Raw genomic sequence first — 23,370 nt, 5'->3', positions numbered from 1 at the left:
TTTAACCAGTAACTGCAAGAAAGGAATAGAGATGCTTAATTCGATTCTGAAGCATTATGCCGCGGAGTATAACGGAGAAATAAAGCAGGGAGCCAGCGGCTGGAATAACACGACTTATTTTATTGAAAGCCGTACTCGCCGCAGTGTGCTGCGGATTTATGAAACGCACCAAGACCGGGAGAAAATACAATTCGAGCATGCGGTGCTGGAAGCGCTTGGACAGCGAACACTAAGCTTTGGCATCCCGCTTCCAGTCAAAACGCTTGCCGGCGAGACGATCGTACAAACAGCAGACGGCAGTGGACGATACGCTTGTATGTTCGAATATATGGAGGGGATGCGGCCGGAAGGAGACAGTGAAACCGCTGCGTATTCGTTTGGCAACGCTGCCGGCGAATTAGTTTGTGTGCTTGCCGGAGTGGAGCCGGGAGTACAGCCGTCCTATCGGCCGTATTATGAATTAGCGCAGTCTTATCCGGCATGCACCCCGGAGATCGTTCAGCAGTTTTGCAAGCAGCCGCCCGCATTTTTTCATGACTTGCGGAATGCGCTAATTTACATCGCTGATGCTCTCACCGGCATCACCCGACAGCTTGACGGGCTGGAGCAGCTGCCGCAGCAGCTTGTTCATGGCGATCTCAACTATTCGAATTTGCTTGTAAACTCGGATGATCCTGCCCAAGTTGTCGCGCTGCTCGATTTTGAATTCTGTACGCAGGATGTCCGGGCGATGGAGCCGGCTGTCATTATTTCGGGCTTAATGGGGCACGGCAGCGAACGAGATCAGGCAGCTGTCAAACTATTTTGCCAAGGGTTCAGCAGCCGGATCAGGCTGGCGCGCGAAGAAGTAGAGGCTATACCAGCCCTCATGCGTTTGCGTCATATCGATGTGTTTCTTCATTTTATGAGCCGTTTTTTTAATGGTACGGATGGCCCGGAGGTGCTTCGGCGGCAAGTGCAGTCCATTTACGCGGATTTAAGACAGCTGGAAAAGAACGGCGGTTGGCTGGATGAGAGCTTACAACAATCTTTGATTGGCTAGTACGCTGCGAGTGTCAAACTCTTCCTTTTAGGCATACACTACATAGACATTTACCTAGAAAGGAGAGTGCTCCAAATGATCGATGCGATTCTCCAATCGCCTGATCTTCGGCTGGCGGCTGATTCCAACCAGGTGCTTAATTATCAGCGCGATCCGCAAAATTATATTACACAGGTTTTCGGGGCACAGCTCCCCGCAATAAAAACCGGTTTTTTCAACATTCATTTAACGAGGGGCATTATCGTCCAGCCCCATTGGCATACCAATGTGAACGAGATGGTTTTTGTCATCTGCGGGGAAGTCGTTACGTCTGTTTTTGATCCATTTACGCAAAGGCTGATGACCTATTATTTGAAGCCGGGGCAAATATCCTTGTTTCCAAAGGGCTGGTTTCACTGGATTGTTACGGAAAGCGATCATGCGCATCTTCTGACGATTTTTGATCAGCCTACGCCGGATATCGTTTATGGCTCCGATTTCTTGCGTGCGATTCCTAAGGAAGTTATTCAGAAGGCTTACTGTGTGAATGCAGAAGATTATGCCAGAGCGATAGCGCCTATTAGAGAATCCGTCATTTTGGGACCTCCGGTCGGCTGTGGCGGCAAAGCTGCAAATGTACATTTTCCGGGATAGTTCGTTGGCTGCCGTATTATAAAGATTCGTAGAAGAGAGGCCGGTGATGGTCTCTTTTTTTTCATTCTGATGTGGGATCTGAAGGTATGGCATTGAAGGGTCATGATATAATTATTGTAGGCAAAAGAGATTCAGAGCACAGATCAAATGATAGATGAGAGGATCAGCGCCGCAATGAAAAATAAAATAAGCAGCCTTCCTTTAACCCCGGGAGTATATCTTATGAAAGATTTTCAGAATACAATCATCTATGTGGGCAAATCTAAAAGTCTCAGGAAAAGAGTGCAATCGTACTTTTATAACAATAAATCCCATTCGCCGAAGGTGAAGAAGCTGGTTAAGCACGTGAAAGATTTGGAGCACATCGTTACGGATACAGAATTTGAAGCATTTCTGCTGGAGTGCAAGCTTATTCAGGAACTGAAGCCAATGTACAATCGGAAGATGAAAAATCCGCTGTCTTATACTTATATTGCCGTAAGGCAAACGGATGGGCTGCGCCGCTTAGAAATTAGGAACGATCCCAGCATGAAGGACAGCTTGATTCAATTCGGGCCATATACTGCAAACAAGCACGCGGTCGAAAAAGCGGTGCAAGGGATTCAGGCAGCCTTGAAAATTTCCTGCAACTATGCTTACTCTGCCTCTTCCACTCCTAGCTCTGCTCCATCTTCCTCTGCATCTGCCGGAGGCTCGCCTTGCTTGAACTATTCACTTGGATTATGCCTGGGCATGTGCCTCGGCGGGGAAGCCGTCCAACTGTACAATGCAAGGCTGGAACAACTGATCGGTCTGCTGGATGGTACGGATCTGAGCCTGTTGGCCCAAATGGAACTCAGCATGTTGGAGGCATCCCGGCAATACGATTTTGAAAAGGCTGCCAAATACAGAGACTGCATCAACGATATGAACTTTCTGTTGAATAAAGAGAAAGTGATTGATTTCATGGCAGAAAATCGGAATATCGCAGTAATGGAGCAGTTAAACGAAACCACGCTTAAGGTTTTTCTAATCAAGCGCAATGAGGTGCGATACAGCGAGAAATTTACAGTAGAGACTACTTCCGAATTTGAGAAACTGTATGTAAATATGAAGGAATTAATTTTGCGTTACTTTAATATTGGGCAAGTGCTCGAATGTGCCGCAGTGAACCGGGCTGAAATCGACGCAGCGCAGATTATATACAGCTATTTACAGAGCAGCGCCTGTCAGTATCTTCTTATACCGGAGGCGTGGTTGAAAGAGACGGGGCATCATGAACTGGAAAGTGCGCTCCAGGGATGGATAGATAAAATGAACTTGACGGCTTTGACTTTGCAAAAGTGAATGCAGCATTCCTATCTTTTAAATTAAATATGATATCGGGTGTCAAAGATGGCCCCGTGATGATTTTATCCATGGAATCGTGTCTTCAGGATGTTGGCCTGAAGCACGATTTTTTTTATTGAACGCAGAGGTTATGAGCAGCTATTAAAGAGGCTGACTTTACTAAACTAGTTTACAAAAAAGAGCATGACTTTCATGAGATTATAACAGAAACAGCCATCTGATTAAACATATTCCCTGTATGTATTTTACAAAACTAGTTTAACATTTTGATTGAAGCGGAGGATGCATAACATGGCAAATATGAGTGATGTAGCAAAAGCAGCTGGCGTATCAAAAAGCACGGTATCCAATGTATTCAGCGGCAAAAGGGCGATTAGCGAGGCGGTAAGGATGCGCGTGCTCGCTGCGGCAGAGCAGTTAAACTACAGGCCGAACTATTTTGCCAGAAGCATGGTGACCAAGGAAACACGGATCATCGGCGTCGTTATGGACAGCGAGAAGGTGAAATTCAGCCAGTACAACATTTCGTTCTTTAACGGGGTGCTGAAGGAATGCAACCGTCAGGGTTATCGTTTGCTGATCGATACACTGCACAAAGAGTACCGCAAACAAGTGACACAGATGACCTCTGAGCCGGTAGACGGGGAAATCATTCTTGATCCGGCGAGGGTCGATGAACGGATTCAAGAGCGCGTGGCCAACGGACGGGTGATGACGATTATCGGCAAGCCGCCGCTGAAGTACGAAACCGCACTGTCTTATGTGAACAATGACAACGTTCAGGCGGCGGAAACGGCGACAGCGTATTTGCTGGGGCTGGGACACCGGCACATCTTGCTGATGAATGCCGTCAAAAAGCGCACGGTTAGCCAGGACAGAAAGGCCGGGTATGTGCAGGCTTTTGAAAAGATCGGCCTCACCGCGAATGAAAATTGCAATGTGTATCGCGGTGAAACGGTAAGCTCGGTGGAATACGGGTACATAACGGCAAAGAAATATTTGCGTAAAAATCCGATGATTACGGCGATTATTGCCGATACGGATCAGATTGCACTTGGCGTGTACCGTGCGGTTTCCGAGCTGGGACTATCGGTGCCTGGCGATGTGTCGGTCATTGCTTTTAACAACAACACTGTGTATCCCGATGAATTTAACCCGCCTCTGACCTGCATTGAATTGAATGGAGAAATCTTGGGACAAGAGGCGACGAAGCTCTTAATCGAGCAGCTGCAGTCAAAGGAGAAACTGGTCAAGCAAATCATTATTCAGAGCAAATTGGTAGAAAGGGCTTCATGCGGCCCGGCACGGACGATTTTCCCGTCTGATCCAGTACAATCCAGTACGCTGGTTCAGCGTGAAGATAAATAAGACAGACACATAAGAGTGGAGGGAGATTTCTTTGCGGCAAAAGATGACTATCATATTCATGCTGCTTCTGTTCACCGCATCTTTGGTAACTGGCTGTTTTGGCGGGAGCGGGGAGGCAAATCGCAATGAGGTAACGAAAGAGGGCGAGGCACAAAGTGCCCTTGCGTCAAATGACGAACAAGCTGTAGTCAGCGCGTCTGGTTTCAAGGAAGCGCCGATGCTGGCAGAGCTTGTAAAGACAGGAACACTTAAGCCGGTGGAAGAACGGCTGCCGAATAAAGAGGACATTATGGTGGAACCGGTCTTTGAACAGATCGGCAAATTCGGCGGAGAGTGGAACTTTCCGTGGAACGGGCCAGATGACAAGTGGGCGATTGGCATGCCAACCGAAGAAGCGATGTTCCGCTTCAATCAGGAAGGCAGCGCCGTCGAGCCCAACGTCGCCAAGGGCTATGATGTTAACGAGGACGCTACGGAATATACCATTTACTTGCGCAAAGGCATGAAATGGTCGGACGGCATGCCATTTACAGCTGACGATGTGGTCTTCTATTGGGAGCATATGCTGATTCCTGAGACTTTCGGCAAAGCGCTTTATGATTGCTATTATTCCGTTGACCCGGTAAGCGGCGAAAAGGCGCGCGCTGATGTAGCCAAAGTGGATGACTACACCGTCAAAGTGACGTTCAAGCATTCCAATGTGATGTTTCTGGAGCGCCTTGCGATCGATAACAAGTGGTTTTTTGCTCCGGCTCATTACTATAAAACGATACTGGCTGAATTTGTAGGCGAGGAGCAGGCGCTGGAAAAGGCCAAGGAATACGGCTTTGAGGATTTGAATAACTTTGGCGTCTGGACGGGGTACTATTACTGGCTGTATCCGCAGCGTCCTACGCTGCGCCCTTGGGTGGCTAAGAACGATATGAACAGCGACCGCTTCATTATGGAGCGCAACCCTTATTATTTCAAAACGGATGGAGAAGGCAATCAACTGCCTTACCTTGATCGGATCGTTCTGACTAAAATGCAGGACAAGAGCCATAAGCTGCTGGAAACGCTGGCTGGCAAAGTGGAGATCACTACGTTTGATTTTACCGACTTTACGGTATTAAAAGAAAACGAGAAAAAAGGCGGATATCGCGTTATTCCTTGGACGACGCCAAGCTGGTCCAGTACGGGCGTGCAGCTGAATCAAACGACTGAGGACCCGAAGCTGCGCGAGCTGTTCCAGGACATCCGATTCCGCGAGGCGCTGTCGGTTGCGGTCGACCGCAAGGAAATCTCGGAAATTATTACGAATGGTTTAGGCGAACCTAGCCAGGCAGCCGTTCCGGCGGGATTGCCTAATCAGCAGGCAGGCTGGGCGCAGCAGTGGACAGAGTATGATACGAACCGCGCGGCGCAGCTGCTGGATGAGATCGGCCTTAAATGGGATGCGGCCAAGAAGTTCCGGACGTTTGCGGATGGTTCCAGCTTGACGCTGACTATATATCAGGAGGACACGACGGACAATGAGAAATTTATCGAGCTGATCCGCAAATATTACGAATCCATCGGTCTGAAGACGGATGTGAAAATCGTCGATCAGGGCAGCTATTTCGACTTGAAATACGCCAATAAAATCCCGGTTTCGGTCAAATCCGTCAACGTCGTAAACGTGGCGTTCCGTCCGGATGAGCTTGTGCCGCTGCGCGTCATTACGCCTTGGTTTGGTCATTATGGCCTTCATACGTCCTCGCAAGGCAAAGAAGGAGTGAAGCCGGAAGGCGATATAGCCTCAATTTTGGAATATTGGGACAAGGTCAAAGCGTCCAAGACGAAGGATGAGGTTCAACAGTGGACGGACGAAATCATTAAGCTGCACCAGAAAAATCAGTGGGTGATCGGTTATACGGGACCTACACCGGTGCTCATCGTAGCGAAAAATAATTTGAAGAACGTGCCTACCCTCGTTTCTTCCGATGAGTTCCGCGGAATCGGGCATGCGCACCCGGCGCAATTTTTCCTGGAATAGGGGCTTCCTGCTGCAGGGAGACGATCATCAGGAATAGCTTGTGGGTGTGAACAAGAAATACAACTAGCCGGAGGGGAGCCCAGGCAGGCATTTGATTTGGTTGAATAATTTGGTTGTAGATACGGATAAGATTGCTTGCCTGGAAAATGACTTCACTCCGGCCATGCTTGTGAATTTCGAAAGGAGCTGCCGGTTGATGGTTCGATATATATCACGCCGAACACTGCTGATGATTCCGGTCGTGTTCGTCGTTTCCATGATCGTGTTCTTCATTATTCAGCTGCCGCCAGGGGACTTCATAAGCGGTTATGCTGCCAAAATGTCCACCAGCGGCGAAATTATGGATGAGCAGGCGCTCGCCCAGCTGCGGGAGGCTTACGGACTGAACAGACCATGGTATACTCAGTACTTTACATGGATTTGGGGAATTGTGACTGAAGGCGATTTTGGTTATTCGCTTAGCTATAATCGCCCGGTGGCGGACATCATCGGGCAGTACATGGGCGTTACACTGATGGTTTCGATCGTTACGATGCTGTTCACTTACATTATCGCCATTCCGATCGGCGTGCTTAGTGCGGTGAAGCAATATTCCTTCTTCGATTACTTGTCGACCGGAATAGGGTTTCTTGGCATGGCCACGCCAAACTTTTTGTTTGCAATCATTTTGATGTTTCTGTCCTTCAAATGGTGGGGCGATCCGATGCTGGGCCTGTTTTCGCCTGAATTCGCGGATGCTCCGTGGACATCCGCCAAATGGATCGACTTATTAAAGCATATGGTCATTCCGGTCATCGTCATTGGAACGTCCAATACTTGCGAGCTGATTCGGGTCATGCGCGGGCAAATGCTCGACGAGATGACGAAGCCGCATATTTTGACCGCTCGTGCCAAGGGGCTGCCGGAGTGGCGCATTTTGATCAAATATTCCATGCGTGCGGCGATTAATCCGATCATCAGTACGATTGGCTGGTCGCTCACGACTATTTTTACCGGGTCAACGATTACGGCCATCGTTCTGAACCTTCCGACACAGGGGCCGGTCATGCATAAGGCGCTGCTTAGCCAGGACATGTACCTCGCTGGAAGCTGGCTGCTGCTTATGGCGGTATTCACGCTGCTTGGTACGTTGATTTCCGATATTTTACTCGCTTGGCTGGATCCGCGCATCCGGCTTGAGCGGAAGGGAGCTTAGGGCATTATGGTATCACAGACGAAGGCGATTATGCGGCGGTTTATCCGGGCGCGAGGCAAGCAGGGGCCGAACCCAGATCAGGCTGTATCGCACTGGCGCCTCATGTGCCGCGAGCTGAAACGGCACAAGCTGGCCCGGGTCAGCCTGATTATTTTGGCGGTACTGTACCTCGTTGCCTTGCTTGGCCGCTTTATCGCTCCGCAAGGACTGGAAAGCTACAGCAGCGAATATATGAACAGCGCGCCGTCCAAGGTGCGCTTTATAGATGCGGAAGGTAAGTTTCATCTTCAGCCGTTCGTTTACGGCTTAAAATCAGAGCGCGATCCCGAGACGCTCCGCAAACGATTTGTCGAGGATGCTTCGCAAATATATCCGATCAAGCTGTTCGCGCGGGGCGAAAGCTATTCCGTTTTCGGTTTGTTCGACACCGATGTGCATTTGTTCGGCGTAGACGAGCCGGGAAGGCTGTTCCTGTTCGGGACGGACGGCATGGGCCGCGACCTGTTCTCCCGGGTGGTGCTGGGAAGCCAGGTTTCGCTGACGGTACCGCTTGTCGGCGTATCGATCAGTTTTGTATTAGGCCTCCTGATCGGCGGCATATCGGGGTATGCGGGCGGCAGAGTGGACGCGGTCATCCAGCGCTTCATCGATATCGTCCGCTCTTTCCCAACGCTCCCGCTCTGGATGGCGCTGGCTGCGGCGATTCCGCCGCGGGTCGGGGTCATTGAGATGTTCTTTTATATAACGATTATTATGGCTTTCATCGAGTGGACCGGCCTTGCCCGGGTCGTGCGCAGCAAGTTCATTGCGCTCCGGTCCGAGGATTACGTCACGGCGGCCAAAATCGCGGGAGTGAGTGATATGAAAATCATTTTCGTTCATTTGGTGCCCGGTTTTATTAGTTATTTGGTCGTTGCGGCAACGCTGGCTATTCCCGGGATGATTATCGGTGAAACAGCGATGAGCTTCCTCGGTCTTGGCATTCGCTCCCCCGCGACAAGCTGGGGCGTATTGATGCAGGAGGCGCAGCAGATCGAAAATGTGGCCCTCTATCCTTGGAAGCTGATTCCATTGGTTTTCGTGATCGTGACGGTATTGGCCTTTAACTTTTTCGGGGACGGGCTGCGCGATGCGGCGGATCCTTACAGTCATGAAAACAGCTTGAAAACGGCGGGCAGAAAGGGGAAACGCAAATGGACAAGACGCAGCAAGCCGCTGTCGATGTAGCAGGCCAGGCTGATTTAGTGAGCCGGCCGGAACCGCCGGTGCAGGAGACGCTGGTGCTGGAGGTGAAGGGGCTGCGCGTCGGCTTCCGGACGGAGGCCGGCCTCTTGCAGGCGGTGAATGGCGTCGATTTGACTATAGGCCGGGGGCGGACGCTGGCGCTTGTAGGTGAATCCGGCTGCGGGAAGAGCGTTACTGGCCGGGCATTGTTAGCGCTGCAGCCGAAGCATGCCGAGGTGGAGGGCGAAATTTGGCTGTCTCCCGGGAGCAAGGGAGACGGTGCTGGCCGCGCCCTCGACCCCGGCAGGGTCGATCTGCTGCAGCTTCGGCCGTCCGGTCGGGAGATGCGGGCAGTGCGCGGCGGCCGGGTATCCATGATCTTTCAGGAGCCGATGACGGCGCTATCGCCGCTGCATACGGTCGGGGATCAGATCATGGAGAACGTGCTCCTTCATCGCACCCGCAATCGCCGCGAAGCGCGGCAAATTGCGCTTGATATGATGGAGCGCGTCGGGATCGGCCATGCCAAGCGGCGCCTGAACCAGTACCCGCATGAATTTTCGGGCGGCATGCGGCAGCGCGTCGTCATCGCCATGGCACTGTCCTGCCAACCGTCGCTGCTCATTGCTGATGAGCCGACGACGGCGCTGGACGTTACGATCCAGGCGCAGGTGCTGGAGCTCATGAAGCACCTGCAGCAGGAGATCGGCATGGCGATTCTGTTCATCACGCATGATCTTGGCGTTGTCGCTGAAACAGCCGATGAGGTCGCTGTGATGTACCTAGGCCGGATCGTGGAACGGGCCACGGTGCATGAACTGTTCCGCGCACCGAAGCATCCGTATACGAAGGGGCTGCTGCATTCCATCCCGCGAATCGGCAGTACGCAAGGGCGGCTAGCCTCGATTCAAGGCACGGTGCCTATGCCGCTTGGTCTGCCGCCGATGTGCGGATTTTACGACCGTTGTCCCGAGCGCATCGAGGGCCTTTGCAATCGGCGGGACGTGCCGGAAACAAGTCTAACGAACAGCCATCAGGTTCGCTGCTTTCTGTACGGCGGTGACGAACCGCGGGAGATGAGCGCGGAGCACCGTATCGAGGGTTTGAACAAACAGGATAAGGAGGAGGAGGTCATTGATGGCTGACGTGCTACTGAAAGTGGAGAATTTGACGAAGCAATATGCTGGTGAGCACAAAACCTCGCCTATCCGCGCGGTGGCAGATGTGTCGTTTGAAGTGATGCGCGGCGAAGTATTCAGCATTGTCGGCGAATCCGGCTGCGGCAAAACGACACTCGGGCGCTGCATTGCCCGGGGGCTTGAGGCCAGCTCCGGCCGGGTATTGTATACGCCGGAGGACGGTGCTGCCGCCGATTTTCTCACCGCGGATCGAGCTTCGTTCCGGCGGCTGCGCAAGGACATCCAGCTCATATTCCAGGACCCTTATTCCTCGCTGAATCCCCGAATGACCGTCTTTGACATTATCGGCGAACCGCTGCGGGCCAACTTTAAGCTGACAAGGCGGGAACTGGAGGAGCGGGTGAGGACGATCGCCGAAAAGACGGGCCTAAATCCGCAGTATTTGCGCCGGTATCCGCATGCGTTCTCCGGAGGACAGCGGCAGCGAATCGGCATCGCCCGCGCGCTCGTTACAGAGCCAAAGCTGGTTATTTGCGATGAAGCGGTATCGGCGCTGGATGTCTCCATTCAGGCTCAAATCATTAATTTGCTAAAAGATTTGCAAGAGCAATTGCAAATGACGTATATTTTCATTTCTCATGATTTATCTGTCGTTGAGCATTTGTCGGACCGTGTGGCGGTCATGTATTTGGGCCGGATCGTGGAACTGGCGCCCAAGGGGGAATTGTTCGCACGGCCGCTGCATCCCTATACGGAATCGCTGCTGTCCTCTGTACCGGTCCCCGATCCTTCAGGCAAGCGGGAACGCATACTTTTGGAGGGAGAAGTACCGAATCCGGCAAGTCCTCCCGCAGGCTGCCCGTTTCATCCGCGCTGCAGGTTCAGGACCGAGCGCTGTAGTGTGGAAGCGCCGGAGCTGCGCGAGACTGTGGCGGGCCGATTGGCGGCCTGTCATTACGCTGAGGAGCTTGAACTGGAAGGTGTACAGCATGGGGTTAGTGGACATACAGCAATAGGCTAAGCTATAGAACTCGATAGGACAGGAGAGAGGAACAAGATGAAGCTGGAACAGGAGAAGGCGAAAAAGAAGTTAATCGTGTTTCTGGATTGCGGCGATACGCTGATTGACGAAGGAAGTGAAGTTAAGGACGAGACCGGCCTTGTACTCCGGGCTGAGCTGATTCCAGGCGCCGGGGAGATGGTAAAGACGCTCGCTGAAAACGGCTATACGCTGGCGCTGGTGGCGGACGGGCTGGCCCAATCTTTTAAAAATATTTTGACGCAAAACGGAATCTATGACTATTTCGATACGATGATCTATTCGGAGACGATTAAAGTATACAAGCCGGATCGCCGCATGTTCAAAGCGGCCGTCGGTGCGCTCGATTTGTCCGAAGAGGATTATGGACGAATTGTGATGGTGGGCAACAATTTGAGCCGGGATGTGAAAGGCGCCAACGCCCTTGGCATAACGTCGGTGTTTATCGCTTGGACGCCCCGCTATCCGCACACGCCCGCCGACGATAGCGAGCGTCCGGATTATGTCATTTACGAGCCGCTCGAGCTGCTGGAACTGGTGGAGCGGCTGAATAGCCAGGCTGAGGAACGATACGGCTATATCCATACTTAGAGTTTACGTTCGCAATCCTTATAACAAATCATATCGTTTCAGCGAAACTGCCACAACTGAGACACTCCAATCGTAAACCTCCCAAGCGGTAATGACCGCTGCCTGGGAGGTTTATATCCTCCTAATTAGATAAAAGTGCTGGCTGGCTTTAACGGATCGCTCGCTGCCTGCGCAAGCTGTTCAGAAGCTGGTTCATGCGGACAGGAATTTCCGCCTTGAGTTCATCCCAGGTGACGAGCATGTCCGCCTCCCATTCTAAAGGAATATAAGTTCCGGTGATGTCGAAGCGGAACGTGCGCAGGTGTTCCACAGCGAGCTCGTCGGCATCCGGCGAAGTTTTGAAGGTGCCTTGCAGCATTTTGGGTTCCAGTACACCGTCCTTACCGGCCAGAGGTCCGGTTACCGCATGCAGGTCAGGTAACAGATCAAATAGCTCGCGCAGCGGGGAGTAGGCGTGTTTGCCGGGCTGAACAAACAGGCTGATGCGTCCGTCCGGATCGACATTAGTTTTTCCAGGTGCGATTCCCTTCAAGTATCGTCCGTGGAAGCTTGCTTCGCAGTCAACCACATCGCCTTCCGGCGACAGGTAAATCCACATATGCTCCAAATCGTAAAGATGCTGAATATCGTAATCCCAATATACTGCATATTCTATTACCAAGCCGATTCGCTGCCCGTCCACTTCAAGCTCCCGTTTGAACGAGGGGGAAGGTCCAGTCTCCGTCAGTATGGACACGCCGACCCGCACGGGACGAAAGGGTTCGTTCTCGTCGATGAGCATTTGCGGGATGTGGTGCAGCGCGAGCCCCCGCCATTCACTTTGTTTTAGCATAAAATTGCTCCTCCCTGTGATGTTCTTTTATTTCAGTTCAAATAAATATATTGTTGCAAGTAGAATATCAGAAAATGATAAACCTAGTATTAAATCTGCTGAAACTCAATAAGGTAACCTGTCCAAACTATTAGATGAGTGAATAAAAGTAAAAATTTAGTTCACAAAATTGACAAATATAGGTTTTTGATATAATATATAACAAAACTCCATTGTTTAACATCTAAATAATTCTCCTATCCGTCTCCGCTCCATTTCACTATAATTACCAGTGATTCTTATTCCTTTCCCTGCCATCAATTCCTGAATAGGCCGTGTTTTTTTCAAGATGAAACGATGCGGCGCAGCGCTGGGAAATTAGACTTCTCTTCAGGATTTGATCATAAAAACAAGAAGAAAGGGGTGACCTGTGTCCTGATTTAAGTGTGCCAACTAGCAATGATTTACTATAGTGGGTGATTTTACAAGTAGTAAGAAAGCGAGTTGGTCGTTAAACAATCTGATCCTGTACAAAAAAAGGAGGATGATGAAATGACAGCTCAGGTTATGGCGGATCGTAATTATTCGAAATTAAAAATGTTTCTGGTAGCCGTGGGTACGATGCTCGTTATGCTGGCATGTTCTGTGATATTTGCTGATAGCGCTTCCGCACATGGACATGTGATCGACAGTCGTGCCGATTTGTGCGCGAGAGGGGAAAACGTCAACTGTGGCAGAGTCATCTATGAGCCTTTCAGTGTGGAGGGGCGGGGAGATTTTCCTGAATTCGGTGTCCCTGACGGAAATATCGCTAGCGCCGGAATATTTCTGGAACTCGATGAGCAGACATCTACACGCTGGAACAAAGTAAATTTGACAGGCGGAGAGCATACGTTCCACTGGAAAATCGTCGCTAATCACAGTACAAATACTTGGGATTATTATATTACCAAAAAAGGCTGGGACCCGAATACACCGCTTAAGCGGGCGGATCTGGAATTGTTCTGCAGATATATTGATGATGGAGCTATCCCACCTGATGATGTCTACCACGATTGTTTCATTCCGAATGATCGCGATGGCTATTACGTCATTGTAGCTGTCTGGGATATCGCGGATACACCGAACGCTTTCTATCAAGTAATTGATGCTAATTTGAGCATTAATCCGTCAGCGCCAACGAATCCAGCGCCAGGCTTCCCGGGTGATCCTAACCGTTTCGGCGAATACCTGGTCTGGAATCCAATCCGTATCTACAATACAGGTGATATCGTCATTCATAACGGACAGTTCTGGGAAGCGCTATGGTGGACACAAAATCAGGAGCCTGGTACTACGGGGCAGTGGGGGCCGTGGAAGCTGATCGGCGATGCACCGCCACAGTAAGACGCTATACAGTGAGTGATGTATAAGCAATAGTAGCATGAGTAACAGCATAAGCAATAGTAGCATGAGTCATAGTTAAGCAATTGTGCTGACGGACAGAGGAGGTGTCCAGAGATTTTAATTTGGGCACCTTCTTTCATTTTGCTAGGCTTGGATGAGGGAGCCTTGCCTTTTTGAGTTCTCTGTGCTATGATTAAATTTATCGAAATTGAAACGAATTCACATGTTGAACAGAGTCTCATTTTATGATGGAACTTTTCTCAATGTGTGAATTTTTTTGTTTGTAGGAAAAGGATCATGTTAAATAATATTTGGAGGTAATCACATGCAAACAGGTACAGTTAAATGGTTTAACGCAGAGAAAGGCTTTGGCTTTATCGAAATCGAGGACGGAAATGACGTATTCGTTCATTTCAGCGCGATCGAAGGCGAAGGCTTCAAAACTTTGGACGAGGGTCAACGCGTTCAGTTCAACGTGACGCAAGGCAATCGCGGACCGCAAGCCGAGAACGTAACGAAAATTTATTAATCCAAGACAAGGCTGCTCCTGTATATAAAGGAGCAGCTTTTCTTCTTAGGGGCGGAGCGAACTTATCTCTAACCTTTCTTTAAACTTCATAAGAAATGGGGAATGTTTGAGTGAAAGTTAAGTTGATTTTTACGAACAAAGGGCAAACCGCTATTGAGAATTTCGACAATGGCGAGCTGATTGAAATATTCTCAAGATACATGAGAACATTAACGAAACAATTTGCCATCGAGACTAAGGTTCCAGTTGAAGCTAATCAGAATATTAGTGATGAAGGTGTTCTAAGAGTATCTTTGTCTAAAGTTAACTGCGACGTAAATATTTTCTTTAAAGAACTAGGGAAAGACATTAAGGTCCCTTTGAGGAAGAGGCTCGATAAAGACGGTAAATTGGACAACGTATTTAAAATAGAAGTGATGGAATAACCGGAAAAAACCACTTATAAAGCAAGTGGTTTTTTTGTACTTACTTATTTCCATAAACAGGAAACATACATCTTGGCGCCTTAGGAAATAATTGTGATGAACTGTACCTATTTATATCACAGAGAAGGTGACCCCATGGAATTACATAACAATAACAGTACCTATAAACCTGGAGATATTGTCTACGTTTTTTACCGCAACCCGCATACTCAGGATATAGCTCATATCCAGCAGGCGGCCGTTGTGAACAACCCGGACAATCCACAGGAACTGGCCATGTTTCTTTATGAAACGTATTATCCGCTGTCGAATGAAATAGCGGTGTATGCGACAGAGGAAGAGGCGGAACAGGCTTACCAGCATTATTTCGGACTAGCGTCCGAGGGGAGCCTGGAATGATTAGCCCATTTACGCCGAAGCTGGTCTATTTTGAACCGGATGCCTTGGAATATCCGCTCGGTCAAGAGCTTTACGATAAATTTTCGAAAATGGATCTGGAGATCCGCTACACCACTTCGCATAATCAAGTCAGGAATCTGCCTGGAGACAACGACTTTCAAAGATACCGGGTGGCGAAATCTACGCTGGTCGTCGGCATTCGAAAAACGCTGAAATTCGATACGTCCAAGCCTTCGGCCGAGTATGCAATTCCTTTTGCGACGGGCTGCATGGGGCATTGCCACTACTGTTATTTGCAGACGACGATGGGGAGCAAGCCTTATATTCGTACGTATGTCAACGTGGAAGACATATTGGAAGCAGCGGATAAATATATAGAGGAGCGGGCACCCGAGCCGACCCGGTTCGAGGCCTCGTGTACTTCGGATATTGTAGGGATCGATCACCTTACGCATACGTTAAAAAGAGCCATTGAGCATTTCGGTCAATCCGAATATGGAAAACTGAGGTTCGTGACGAAATTTCACCACGTGGACCATCTGCTCGACGCCAAGCATAATGGCAAAACGCGTTTTCGTTTCAGCGTGAATGCCGATTATGTCATCAAAAATTTTGAACCGGGGACTTCGCCGTTAGCGCAGCGGATCGAGGCGGCTGGCAAGGTGGCGAGAGCCGGTTATCCCTTGGGATTTATCGTAGCCCCCATTTATTTGCATGAGGGGTGGGAGGAAGGCTACTATCATATGTTTGAGCGTCTGGATGCTGAACTGCCGAAGGATGCGCGGGAGGACATTACGTTTGAGTTCATTCAGCATCGGTTTACCAAACCAGCCAAGCGGGTGATTGAGAAAAATTATCCGATGACCAAGCTGGAATTGGACGAGGAGAAGCGAAGATACAAATGGGGCAAGTATGGCATCGGGAAATACATTTACCCGAAGGAAGAGGAAGAAGATTTAAAAAGCCATCTTTACGGCTACATGGAGAAATGGTTTCCTAAGGCCAAGCTGGAGTATTTCACTTAGAATCGTAAAGCCTTCTGACCATGGAATATGGGTTTGGAAGGCTTTTTGCTATGCGTCAATCAAAAAATGGAAAAAATAGTAGGAGTAGTAGAGGTGTTGGATTACAACCTCGAGGATCCCATCGTCCCGCCGGAGCAAACGGAAGGGATTGTGGCGTCCTTGAATCAGCGAGGAGTTCCCGTGGCGGCCTTCTACTATCCATGGGCAGCATGGTTTTCGCATTGCGGCAAACATTAAAAAGTCGCTTGAAGCGGAGCTGTATTTTTACTCGCAAATATTAGGCTTCACTCCTGCAGATCCGCTTGAACCTTTCCGATCAACAACTTAAAATAACTTAGTGTGATCCTTCTCATAGCGCAGCCCCTCCTATTTTGTTATCCCTTCTATAGGAGGTGGATTGCGCATGAAAGTTAGTTATGCATTACGAGAAACGGTCGATTTGAAGGAAATCAAAGAATCTCTCAAACCCTTTGGCGGTCGCTGCGCCAAAATCGTCGAAGGAACCCTGGAGTACCAAATCAAAGAAGAGCAGGAGAGCGCAGCTTATGAGGCTCTGAAGGATAAAGGGTATATCGCTTAAGTGCTTGAGAGCATAAGAGCATAAGAGCATAAGAGCATAGGAGTTAAAGGGCTAAGAAGCTTAGGAACGTAGATGCATAGGTTCATAGGTTTATAGGTCCGTAGGTTTATAGGTTCATAGGTTCATAGGTTCGTAGGTTCAGCATAGGAGCATAGGAGCACAGGCGCAAAGAACAAGGGGCGCCCCAAAAGTCATCATAGATGACTGAGGGCGCCTCTTTATTTCAGAAAGCTTTCCGATTCTTCGGAATCCATTTTCCCCCCTTATCTGTATCCCATTCTTTAGCTCATTTTATATAAACAGTCGAACACTAAGTCGGACACAATGCTGACGTACAATTACACTAAGCAGGGAACTCTAAGCTGACGTACACTAAATGGAAATCATGTATCTAATTATGCTCTTAACGAATACTTCGGGGGATTAGATGGATTTAATGTACCTGAAATCAAGAATCCAGCCTTTGATGGCCTTCTCCCATCTTCTAACGACATGAAATACATTTAAATCTACTATCCTTTCTTTACCGTAGAAATTAACTACTACAAATCCATCTATATCAGTTGAATAACATTTAAATGGATACTTAAATTATTCTTTCCAGAGACCTATATTCTCGTTCACCATATGGCTCGTGTAATTGATGAGAGGATAGAACCGAATTCCTAACGGGCAGTTGTCTGCACAATATACGGGAGAAGGCCGCAGTTCCTGCTATCCCAAAAATGGTGATGAAGGTGTTCTTTTACGGCTACCCGCAAAAATCTACTCCTATCACGGCATAGGGGCATTAGCCCACAATCTGCTAAGAGTAGCAGGCATACGGCTGGCTTGATGCTTTCTTTCTAAAAAATGCGTAATAATTTTGTCATGGTCAATTATTTAGGCAGTTACTTTCTCAATACTGGAATCCATATTTCACTCTTATAATTCTGTGATGAGACATCTTTACTTTCATTCCATAGCATTTCTGGACCTGGCGCGAGCTCATAGCTTGAGGAGGGGAACCACTCCGAATAAATGCGTCCCCACACATTTTGAAGCGTATCTGGAAATGGTCCGACCGCTTCGAACACCGCCCATGTCGAGGCCGAGACTGGAAGCTGTGCCAGATGATCCGGACATGCCTGGGTTGTCGCAACGCCAATGTAGTGATCCAGTTCACCTCTTTCCTCCATCCTGCCTTCCGAGAAGTTAGCCGAGGCGCTGATCAGCCCGTTTGGCTCAATATCGGACATAGCTTTCAACTGCCCGATTAATTTGGCATCCAGACTTTCCCACATCGAAGCTATTTCCGGATTAACGCCCTCAAATACGATCGGGACGCGTTTCATCAGGCCGACAATGCTGAAAGCATCTTTATTTACTATACGGTAGTTCATTTCGCTTCCTCCTTGAATGGATAGTTGGAAGGTCATACGCGGATAGGCCTTAAGAGAATGTTCGCTAAGCCTCGCTTCAGACGGCGTGATACCATGCAGACTCTGAAAAGCGCGGGTAAAAGCATCCGGTGAGCTGTAACCGTATTTCATCGCCACATCGATCACCTTTGCCCCGGCATCTCGAAGCTCGAAAGCTGCGGCTGTAAGCCGTCTGCGGCGGATGTATTCAGATAACGGAACACCTGCAAGGAAGGAGAACATCCTTTTGAAATGATATTCCGAGCAGGCCGCTCGCTTTGCGACTTCTTTAAAGTCGATATCTTCGGCTAGATGCTCTTCAATGTACTTCATAGCGTCATTCATACTTTTAAGCAAATCCATGGGATGACCTCCTTGATCCATACGTTAGCAGATACGGGTTATGGCTTTCCCGACATTTTGTGCACGGACTTTGCAGGGTTAGCAGGGTTCTTTTAGCTTTCGAAAATTTATACCAAGAAGGATGTGAACGTCTGTTTGAGATCCCGTTATCCGTTTTAATGCTGTTTGCTGCTTTATTGTTTTTCAGATCGAGGGGAAGGACATGGTAACTGCCAAACCTTGTCCAATGCGGCTGCTTAAACTTAGTTCGCCTTGATGTGCGCTGACAATTCTAGCTACCATCGGCAAACCTAGTCCATGGCCAGTGCGAACAGGAGTCTTTCTTTGGGAAGAATAGGGTAGTTCTAATAAGTCTTTCAAGTCCGGGTTACTAATACCTACTCCATCGTCCGATACAATAAATCGGCAGGGCAAATGACCAGAATCATAATGAATTGCCAGCTCAATCGTACATCCCTGCGGGTTATGATTGATACTATTTTGAACCAGATTGGTGACTGCCCGCATAAGCAGCTTTCGATCTGCCAGAATTTTTGCATGATCCCCGGTTACATTCAAATTAATCTGATATCGGTCATCTAAGTCGTTATTCAAGAAATCTGTAGTGACCTGCCGGGCTATCGCAGACAATCGGGTTACTTCTAAGTTTAATGGCTGCATCTCATACTCTAATTTGGATACAAGATTTAAATCAGCAATGAGAGATCGTAAATTTTCCCCTTGTTGGCGTATTATGCCTGCTTGCCGCCTTTGTTCAGCAGATATATCGGAACTCTCTTCCAATTCGCTTGCATAACCAAGAATCATGGATAAAGGCGTTCTTATATCGTGTGAAATTCCAGTTATCCAATTAGAACGCGCTTCATCTCTCATTTTAAGCGACTCATTCTTTTCTTGAAGCATATCTGAAGTAGAATTAATACTATACGCAAGATCCCTAAAAATCCCCTTAGCTTCTACATGGATCGGGTTCTCTTTGCTTAATGCATGAATCCCTTCTATCAGCGGTTTTGCAGATTTTACAAAGCTTGTGCCAATAATAATAGACAATAATAAAACTATAGCAATATTTCCAACGACCATTAAAACTATACGTGTGGGTAATGAACTAATCCACTGAACGAGGAAATAAGGATGATATTTGGCATAGCTCTGTTTGGGGAAGCCTATCACAACAAGGCTATCACTATGTTCCCAAACAAATACAGGATATCCCATTAAATAGCTGCGTGAGAACTTGGCAACATCAATCACGCTAAAAGCTCGCGGTATTTCTGCAGGCAATTGATATTCCCAGTCCACATCTCCTTCTTTATTCAGTAACATAGCCCATGCTTGATTTTGCAGCAGCATATCTTTGGCTTCATCGTTCAGAGCATAGCCTGCATCAACTTTATGTAAGGAGGCTGCTACGTTTTGTAGGACAGCCTTTGGAGAATTCTCTCCTTTTATTTCATTTGAAATTAATAAACTCAACATCACTATATTCAGTATCAGCAAAAATATGGACAATATGATGGTGAAACCTACAAATCTCCGTAAAATAACTTTAACAGCATCCATATTATTACTCCTTTAAGACTAGCTTATATCCTAATCCCCTAACGGTTAACAAATGCTGCGGATTGGAAGGATCAGCTTCAACCTTTGATCTTATCCGCCTAATATGTACCATTAAAGTATTTTCATAACTAGTCCCGTCATCGCCCCATCCTGCCTGGCATAAGGCGTCAATAGTCACAATGCGGCCACGGCTCTCATAAAGCTTCACAAGCAGAGCATGCTCTTTCGCGGTCAGCGGATATTCCCTATTATCCTTATGTACAGTAGCACTCTCTAGATCTACGCTGATTTCTCCGAGATGAAAAACAGGAAATTGTTCTGATGGAATAGGCATATACACTCGTTTTAGCACGGCTGTAATTCTTAAGAGCAATTCACGAGGCAAAAAAGGCTTAACAACATAATCATCTGCCCCTAAACCAAGACCTAACAATCTGTCCTCATCTTCTCCCCTTGCCGAGAGGAATATTACTGGCATCGGAGTAAACGTCCGCAACTGAGTAAGCAGCTCAAATCCATCTAGGTCTGGCAGCATCACATCCAGTATCGCAATGTCCGGTTTTTCTGCGCGACATAGCGCCAAAGCAGTTTGGGAATCCGAAGCTGTATATATTCTAAAAAATCCTTCTTTGCGCAAAAATCCTTCAACCATAACTCTAATTTCGTATTCGTCGTCAACAATAAGGATCTTTCTGTTTTTAATCAAATCCATGTTCATCACCTTGGTACATTATAGCATTAATTCATAAATTATCTTTATTTAGGAAGCTGTTTTGGTTCATATGGATGTAATTTAAGGCTAGTGTAAGGTAATCTTCAGTTTTAGGAAAGGAATATCCACTAAGTTATTATTGAGATCAATATTTGAATGGAGTGGAGCTCAGGAATGAATGAGAATGCGATTGTAGCAACGAACAATCTATCTAAATACTATGACCAAATATGCCGGGTCAATAAGGTAAATATGGTTGTGAAGGAAGGAGAAATCTATGGCTTTCTAGGCCCTAATGGAGCTGGAAAATCTACTACTTTAAAAATGCTGTTGGGCTTAGTCAAACCTTCCGAAGGCAATGTCACGATCTTTGGGAAGGACTGGAGCAAGCACCGCCAATCCATTTTAAAGCAAATAGGCTCCTTGATTGAATCACCATCTTATTATGGCCACCTGACAGGGATCGAGAATATGCGCATTATGCAGCGCTTGCGCCAAGTTCCAAACAAAAATGTAGAAGAAGCTCTGCGGATTGTACGGCTCGAAAACCAGAAAAATAAAAAGGTAGAACAGTATTCGCTTGGAATGAAGCAGCGTCTAGGAATCGCAATGGCCATATTATCCTTTCCAAAGCTATTAATTCTAGACGAACCAACGAATGGACTCGATCCGGCAGGTATCGGGGAAATACGAGAATTAATCAAATCTTTGCCGCAACGCTACGGAATGACCGTCTTACTCTCTAGCCACTTATTATCGGAAATTGAACAAATCGCTACCTCTGTAGGAATTATTAGTGACGGGAAATTACTTTTTCAAGGGGATATGAGTCTGTTAAAAGCACGAAGCAGGGCATCTATCTCTATCAAAACAATGGATAATGGCTTGGCCATAAAAACATTGTTTCCCTATGGCTTCATGGCTGAACCTAAAAAAGATCGCTTCTTCTTTAATTACATGAGCGATTCTCAAGTTGCTCATATCAACAAATTGCTTGTGGATCATGGCATTGAGGTAATTCGTATCGAAGAAAACAAAATGAGCTTAGAAGACATCTTTCTTGAATTAACGGGGAAGGAGCGAAGTCTTTAATGATCGCTTTATCCTTGGAATTCTTCAAACTGCGGCGCAAACGGATATTTCTAATGATCATCTTATTCTTACTAGCCCAAATGGTCTGGGCCTTTCTGTCCTTAAGTATGTCTATGAGTAAGAACAATGTTGCCCATCCTCAATGGGAAGCAGTTATAGCTGTCATTGCATCTATGAATGGGCTATTCTTACCAATCATTTCCGCCATTATCGTTTCCCGAGTATGCGACATGGAACATAAAGGGAATACGTGGAAAATGATTGTGACAACAAATATAAATCGAAAACAAATTTATTTAGCTAAATATGTATGTGTCCTTTTATTGCTGTTATTCTATGTCATTTTACAAACTGCTTTAATCGCTTTATTCGGACTCACCAACGATTTTATATCACCAGCTCCCATCATTTTATTGGGTCAATACATTTTAGGAACGATGATCACTAGTACGACGATTGTTGCTCTTCAACAGTGGGTCTCATTAAGTTTGAAAAATCAGGCATTCGCCCTCTGTCTCGGGATGGTTGGCGGTTTTATAGGCATGACTGCAGATTTGTTCCCTGCAATCATCCGTCAATTTTTCATTTGGTCTTATTACACCGGCCTAAGCCCGGCCACTTATCTTTTCACTGAAAATGCAGCAACCTATATATCAAGACCGCTTGATCCATTCATGCTTATTATTGCGTTAATTCTAACCGCTATCCTTTATGCAGCCGGCAGCTGGCGTATTTCAAGCAAGGAAATATAGGAGGGTTTAATATGATTCGAAGTATCTCAGCAGAATGGATTAAACTCCGCCATTCACGAATCGGGATTATTATATTGATTTTACCAATGATCAGCTTGTTGATCGGATGCGCAAATTATTACTTTAATCGAACCGTTCTTCAGAATGAATGGTATAGCCTATGGACGCAAGTCAGTTTATTTTACGGAGAATTCTTTTTGCCGATCCTTATTGCGATAATTTGTGCTTATTTCTGCAGGCTCGAGCATCTAAACCGTAACTGGAATATGGTACTCACTGCGCCCGTATCCATCACAAGCATATTTATAGCAAAACTTTGGGTAATCAGCATTTTAATTCTCATTGTCCAAATATTTTTTGCAGCCCTTTATTTTAGCGCGGGAAAATTGCTGGGTTTATCCACTGCTTTCCCATCAGAAACTCTCGGTTGGCTCGTTCGCGGTTGGCTCGCTTCTATCAGCATAGCAACTATCCAGCTTGGAATATCTATTCGTATTCGCAGCTTTGCCGCTCCTATAGGAATCGGTTTATGTGCCGTATTTATCGGCTTAGGTATGTACATTGCGAAGCTGGGGTTATTCTTTCCCTATTCTTTATTAACTATTGGCATGGGTGTTCTTAGCCAGGACAATTTAAATGATTCTGAACTCATTCTGTTCCTTGTAATGAATATTATATTTATTACTGCTGGTTCTTTCCTTTCAATTCATAGGTTGAAAAAAACAGATGCAGTCTAAAGCGGATCTGTGCGAGGTGATA

The 23,370-nt window shown here is 47.4% G+C and carries 24 protein-coding genes; 20 read left to right on the top strand and 4 right to left on the bottom strand.

What is annotated here, in order from left to right; genetic code table 11:
• Nucleotides 1-31 precede the first annotated feature (31 nt).
• The 10 genes from G358_RS0123760 to G358_RS0123715 all read left to right on the top strand — a co-directional run bounded on the left by G358_RS0123760 (nt 32) and on the right by G358_RS0123715 (nt 11,574).
• A complete protein-coding gene (locus G358_RS0123760) occupies nt 32-1,042 on the top strand; it encodes a phosphotransferase enzyme family protein (protein ID WP_026342437.1) in 1,011 nt (336 codons plus the stop codon).
• Nucleotides 1,043-1,117: 75 nt separating this feature from the next.
• The gene (locus tag G358_RS0123755) at nt 1,118-1,675 is read left to right on the top strand and encodes a cupin domain-containing protein (RefSeq protein ID WP_019639760.1); all 558 of its coding nucleotides are present in this window, start codon (nt 1,118-1,120) and stop codon (nt 1,673-1,675) included.
• 222 nt (nt 1,676-1,897) lie between these two features.
• A complete protein-coding gene (locus G358_RS0123750) occupies nt 1,898-3,001 on the top strand; it encodes a GIY-YIG nuclease family protein (RefSeq protein ID WP_019639759.1) in 1,104 nt (367 codons plus the stop codon).
• A gap of 294 nt (nt 3,002-3,295) precedes the next feature.
• Nucleotides 3,296-4,372 (top strand): LacI family DNA-binding transcriptional regulator, encoded by a 1,077-nt coding sequence (locus G358_RS0123745; protein WP_019639758.1) that lies wholly within the window; start codon nt 3,296-3,298, stop codon nt 4,370-4,372.
• A gap of 31 nt (nt 4,373-4,403) precedes the next feature.
• A complete protein-coding gene (locus tag G358_RS0123740; protein WP_019639757.1) occupies nt 4,404-6,386 on the top strand; it encodes an ABC transporter substrate-binding protein in 1,983 nt (660 codons plus the stop codon).
• A gap of 196 nt (nt 6,387-6,582) precedes the next feature.
• Nucleotides 6,583-7,581, top strand: coding sequence for an ABC transporter permease (locus G358_RS0123735; protein ID WP_026342435.1), 999 nt, complete (start codon nt 6,583-6,585; stop codon nt 7,579-7,581).
• A gap of 6 nt (nt 7,582-7,587) precedes the next feature.
• Entirely contained in the window at nt 7,588-8,808 is a 1,221-nt protein-coding gene (locus G358_RS0123730) for an ABC transporter permease (protein ID WP_019639755.1), read from the top strand.
• Nucleotides 8,775-9,950 carry an ABC transporter ATP-binding protein gene (locus tag G358_RS0123725; RefSeq protein ID WP_019639754.1) on the top strand — a complete coding sequence of 392 codons (1,176 nt, stop codon included), beginning with the start codon at nt 8,775-8,777 and terminating at the stop codon, nt 9,948-9,950. Before G358_RS0123730 ends, G358_RS0123725 begins: the two co-directional genes overlap by 34 nt.
• Entirely contained in the window at nt 9,943-10,965 is a 1,023-nt protein-coding gene (locus tag G358_RS0123720; RefSeq protein WP_019639753.1) for an ABC transporter ATP-binding protein, read from the top strand. Before G358_RS0123725 ends, G358_RS0123720 begins: the two co-directional genes overlap by 8 nt.
• Before the next feature lie 36 nt (nt 10,966-11,001).
• Nucleotides 11,002-11,574 carry an HAD family hydrolase gene (locus G358_RS0123715; protein ID WP_019639752.1) on the top strand — a complete coding sequence of 191 codons (573 nt, stop codon included), beginning with the start codon at nt 11,002-11,004 and terminating at the stop codon, nt 11,572-11,574.
• 148 nt (nt 11,575-11,722) lie between these two features.
• Here G358_RS0123715 and G358_RS0123710 read toward each other — a convergent pair whose 3' ends face one another.
• Nucleotides 11,723-12,406, bottom strand: a complete 684-nt coding sequence (locus G358_RS0123710) for a hypothetical protein (protein ID WP_019639751.1) — start codon at nt 12,404-12,406, stop codon at nt 11,723-11,725.
• A 531-nt stretch (nt 12,407-12,937) separates the two neighbouring features.
• On the opposite strand from G358_RS0123710, the gene G358_RS0123705 reads away from it, so the two are divergent.
• The 7 genes from G358_RS0123705 to G358_RS33540 all read left to right on the top strand — a co-directional run bounded on the left by G358_RS0123705 (nt 12,938) and on the right by G358_RS33540 (nt 16,729).
• Nucleotides 12,938-13,771 (top strand): lytic polysaccharide monooxygenase, encoded by an 834-nt coding sequence (locus G358_RS0123705; protein ID WP_019639750.1) that lies wholly within the window; start codon nt 12,938-12,940, stop codon nt 13,769-13,771.
• A 325-nt stretch (nt 13,772-14,096) separates the two neighbouring features.
• Complete coding sequence (locus G358_RS0123700; RefSeq protein ID WP_019639749.1) at nt 14,097-14,300, top strand: cold-shock protein; 204 nt, start codon at nt 14,097-14,099, stop codon at nt 14,298-14,300.
• Between the two features lie 110 nt (nt 14,301-14,410).
• Nucleotides 14,411-14,725, top strand: coding sequence for a hypothetical protein (locus G358_RS0123695; RefSeq protein ID WP_019639748.1), 315 nt, complete (start codon nt 14,411-14,413; stop codon nt 14,723-14,725).
• Between the two features lie 135 nt (nt 14,726-14,860).
• Nucleotides 14,861-15,124: a transcriptional regulator SplA domain-containing protein gene (locus G358_RS0123690; RefSeq protein ID WP_019639747.1), complete on the top strand. Its 264-nt coding sequence runs from the start codon at nt 14,861-14,863 to the stop codon at nt 15,122-15,124.
• Nucleotides 15,121-16,149 (top strand): spore photoproduct lyase, encoded by a 1,029-nt coding sequence (splB, locus tag G358_RS0123685; RefSeq protein ID WP_019639746.1) that lies wholly within the window; start codon nt 15,121-15,123, stop codon nt 16,147-16,149. Before G358_RS0123690 ends, splB begins: the two co-directional genes overlap by 4 nt.
• A 93-nt stretch (nt 16,150-16,242) precedes the next feature.
• Nucleotides 16,243-16,386, top strand: coding sequence for a hypothetical protein (locus G358_RS33210; RefSeq protein WP_019639745.1), 144 nt, complete (start codon nt 16,243-16,245; stop codon nt 16,384-16,386).
• 166 nt (nt 16,387-16,552) lie between these two features.
• Complete coding sequence (locus G358_RS33540) at nt 16,553-16,729, top strand: hypothetical protein (RefSeq protein WP_019639744.1); 177 nt, start codon at nt 16,553-16,555, stop codon at nt 16,727-16,729.
• Between the two features lie 890 nt (nt 16,730-17,619).
• Here the strand turns inward: G358_RS33540 and G358_RS0123670 are convergent.
• The 3 genes from G358_RS0123670 to G358_RS0123660 form a co-directional block, all read right to left on the bottom strand.
• Nucleotides 17,620-18,492 carry an AraC family transcriptional regulator gene (locus tag G358_RS0123670; RefSeq protein WP_019639743.1) on the bottom strand — a complete coding sequence of 291 codons (873 nt, stop codon included), beginning with the start codon at nt 18,490-18,492 and terminating at the stop codon, nt 17,620-17,622.
• Between the two features lie 183 nt (nt 18,493-18,675).
• Nucleotides 18,676-20,055 (bottom strand): sensor histidine kinase, encoded by a 1,380-nt coding sequence (locus G358_RS0123665; RefSeq protein ID WP_019639742.1) that lies wholly within the window; start codon nt 20,053-20,055, stop codon nt 18,676-18,678.
• A 4-nt stretch (nt 20,056-20,059) separates the two neighbouring features.
• Nucleotides 20,060-20,767 (bottom strand): response regulator transcription factor, encoded by a 708-nt coding sequence (locus G358_RS0123660; protein ID WP_019639741.1) that lies wholly within the window; start codon nt 20,765-20,767, stop codon nt 20,060-20,062.
• 174 nt (nt 20,768-20,941) lie between these two features.
• On the opposite strand from G358_RS0123660, the gene G358_RS0123655 reads away from it, so the two are divergent.
• The 3 genes from G358_RS0123655 to G358_RS0123645 are packed head-to-tail and all read left to right on the top strand — an operon-like array spanning nt 20,942 to nt 23,348.
• A complete protein-coding gene (locus tag G358_RS0123655; protein ID WP_019639740.1) occupies nt 20,942-21,859 on the top strand; it encodes an ABC transporter ATP-binding protein in 918 nt (305 codons plus the stop codon).
• Complete coding sequence (locus tag G358_RS0123650; protein ID WP_019639739.1) at nt 21,859-22,611, top strand: ABC transporter permease; 753 nt, start codon at nt 21,859-21,861, stop codon at nt 22,609-22,611. Before G358_RS0123655 ends, G358_RS0123650 begins: the two co-directional genes overlap by 1 nt.
• Before the next feature lie 11 nt (nt 22,612-22,622).
• On the top strand, nt 22,623-23,348 hold the full coding sequence (locus tag G358_RS0123645) for an ABC transporter permease (RefSeq protein ID WP_019639738.1): 726 nt from the start codon (nt 22,623-22,625) through the stop codon (nt 23,346-23,348).
• Nucleotides 23,349-23,370: the final 22 nt, after the last annotated feature.

This window comes from Paenibacillus fonticola DSM 21315 (assembly GCF_000381905.1).
Taxonomy (GTDB): Bacteria; Bacillota; Bacilli; order Paenibacillales; family Paenibacillaceae; genus Fontibacillus; species Fontibacillus fonticola.
This window is presented reverse-complemented; position numbering and strand designations above follow the sequence as displayed.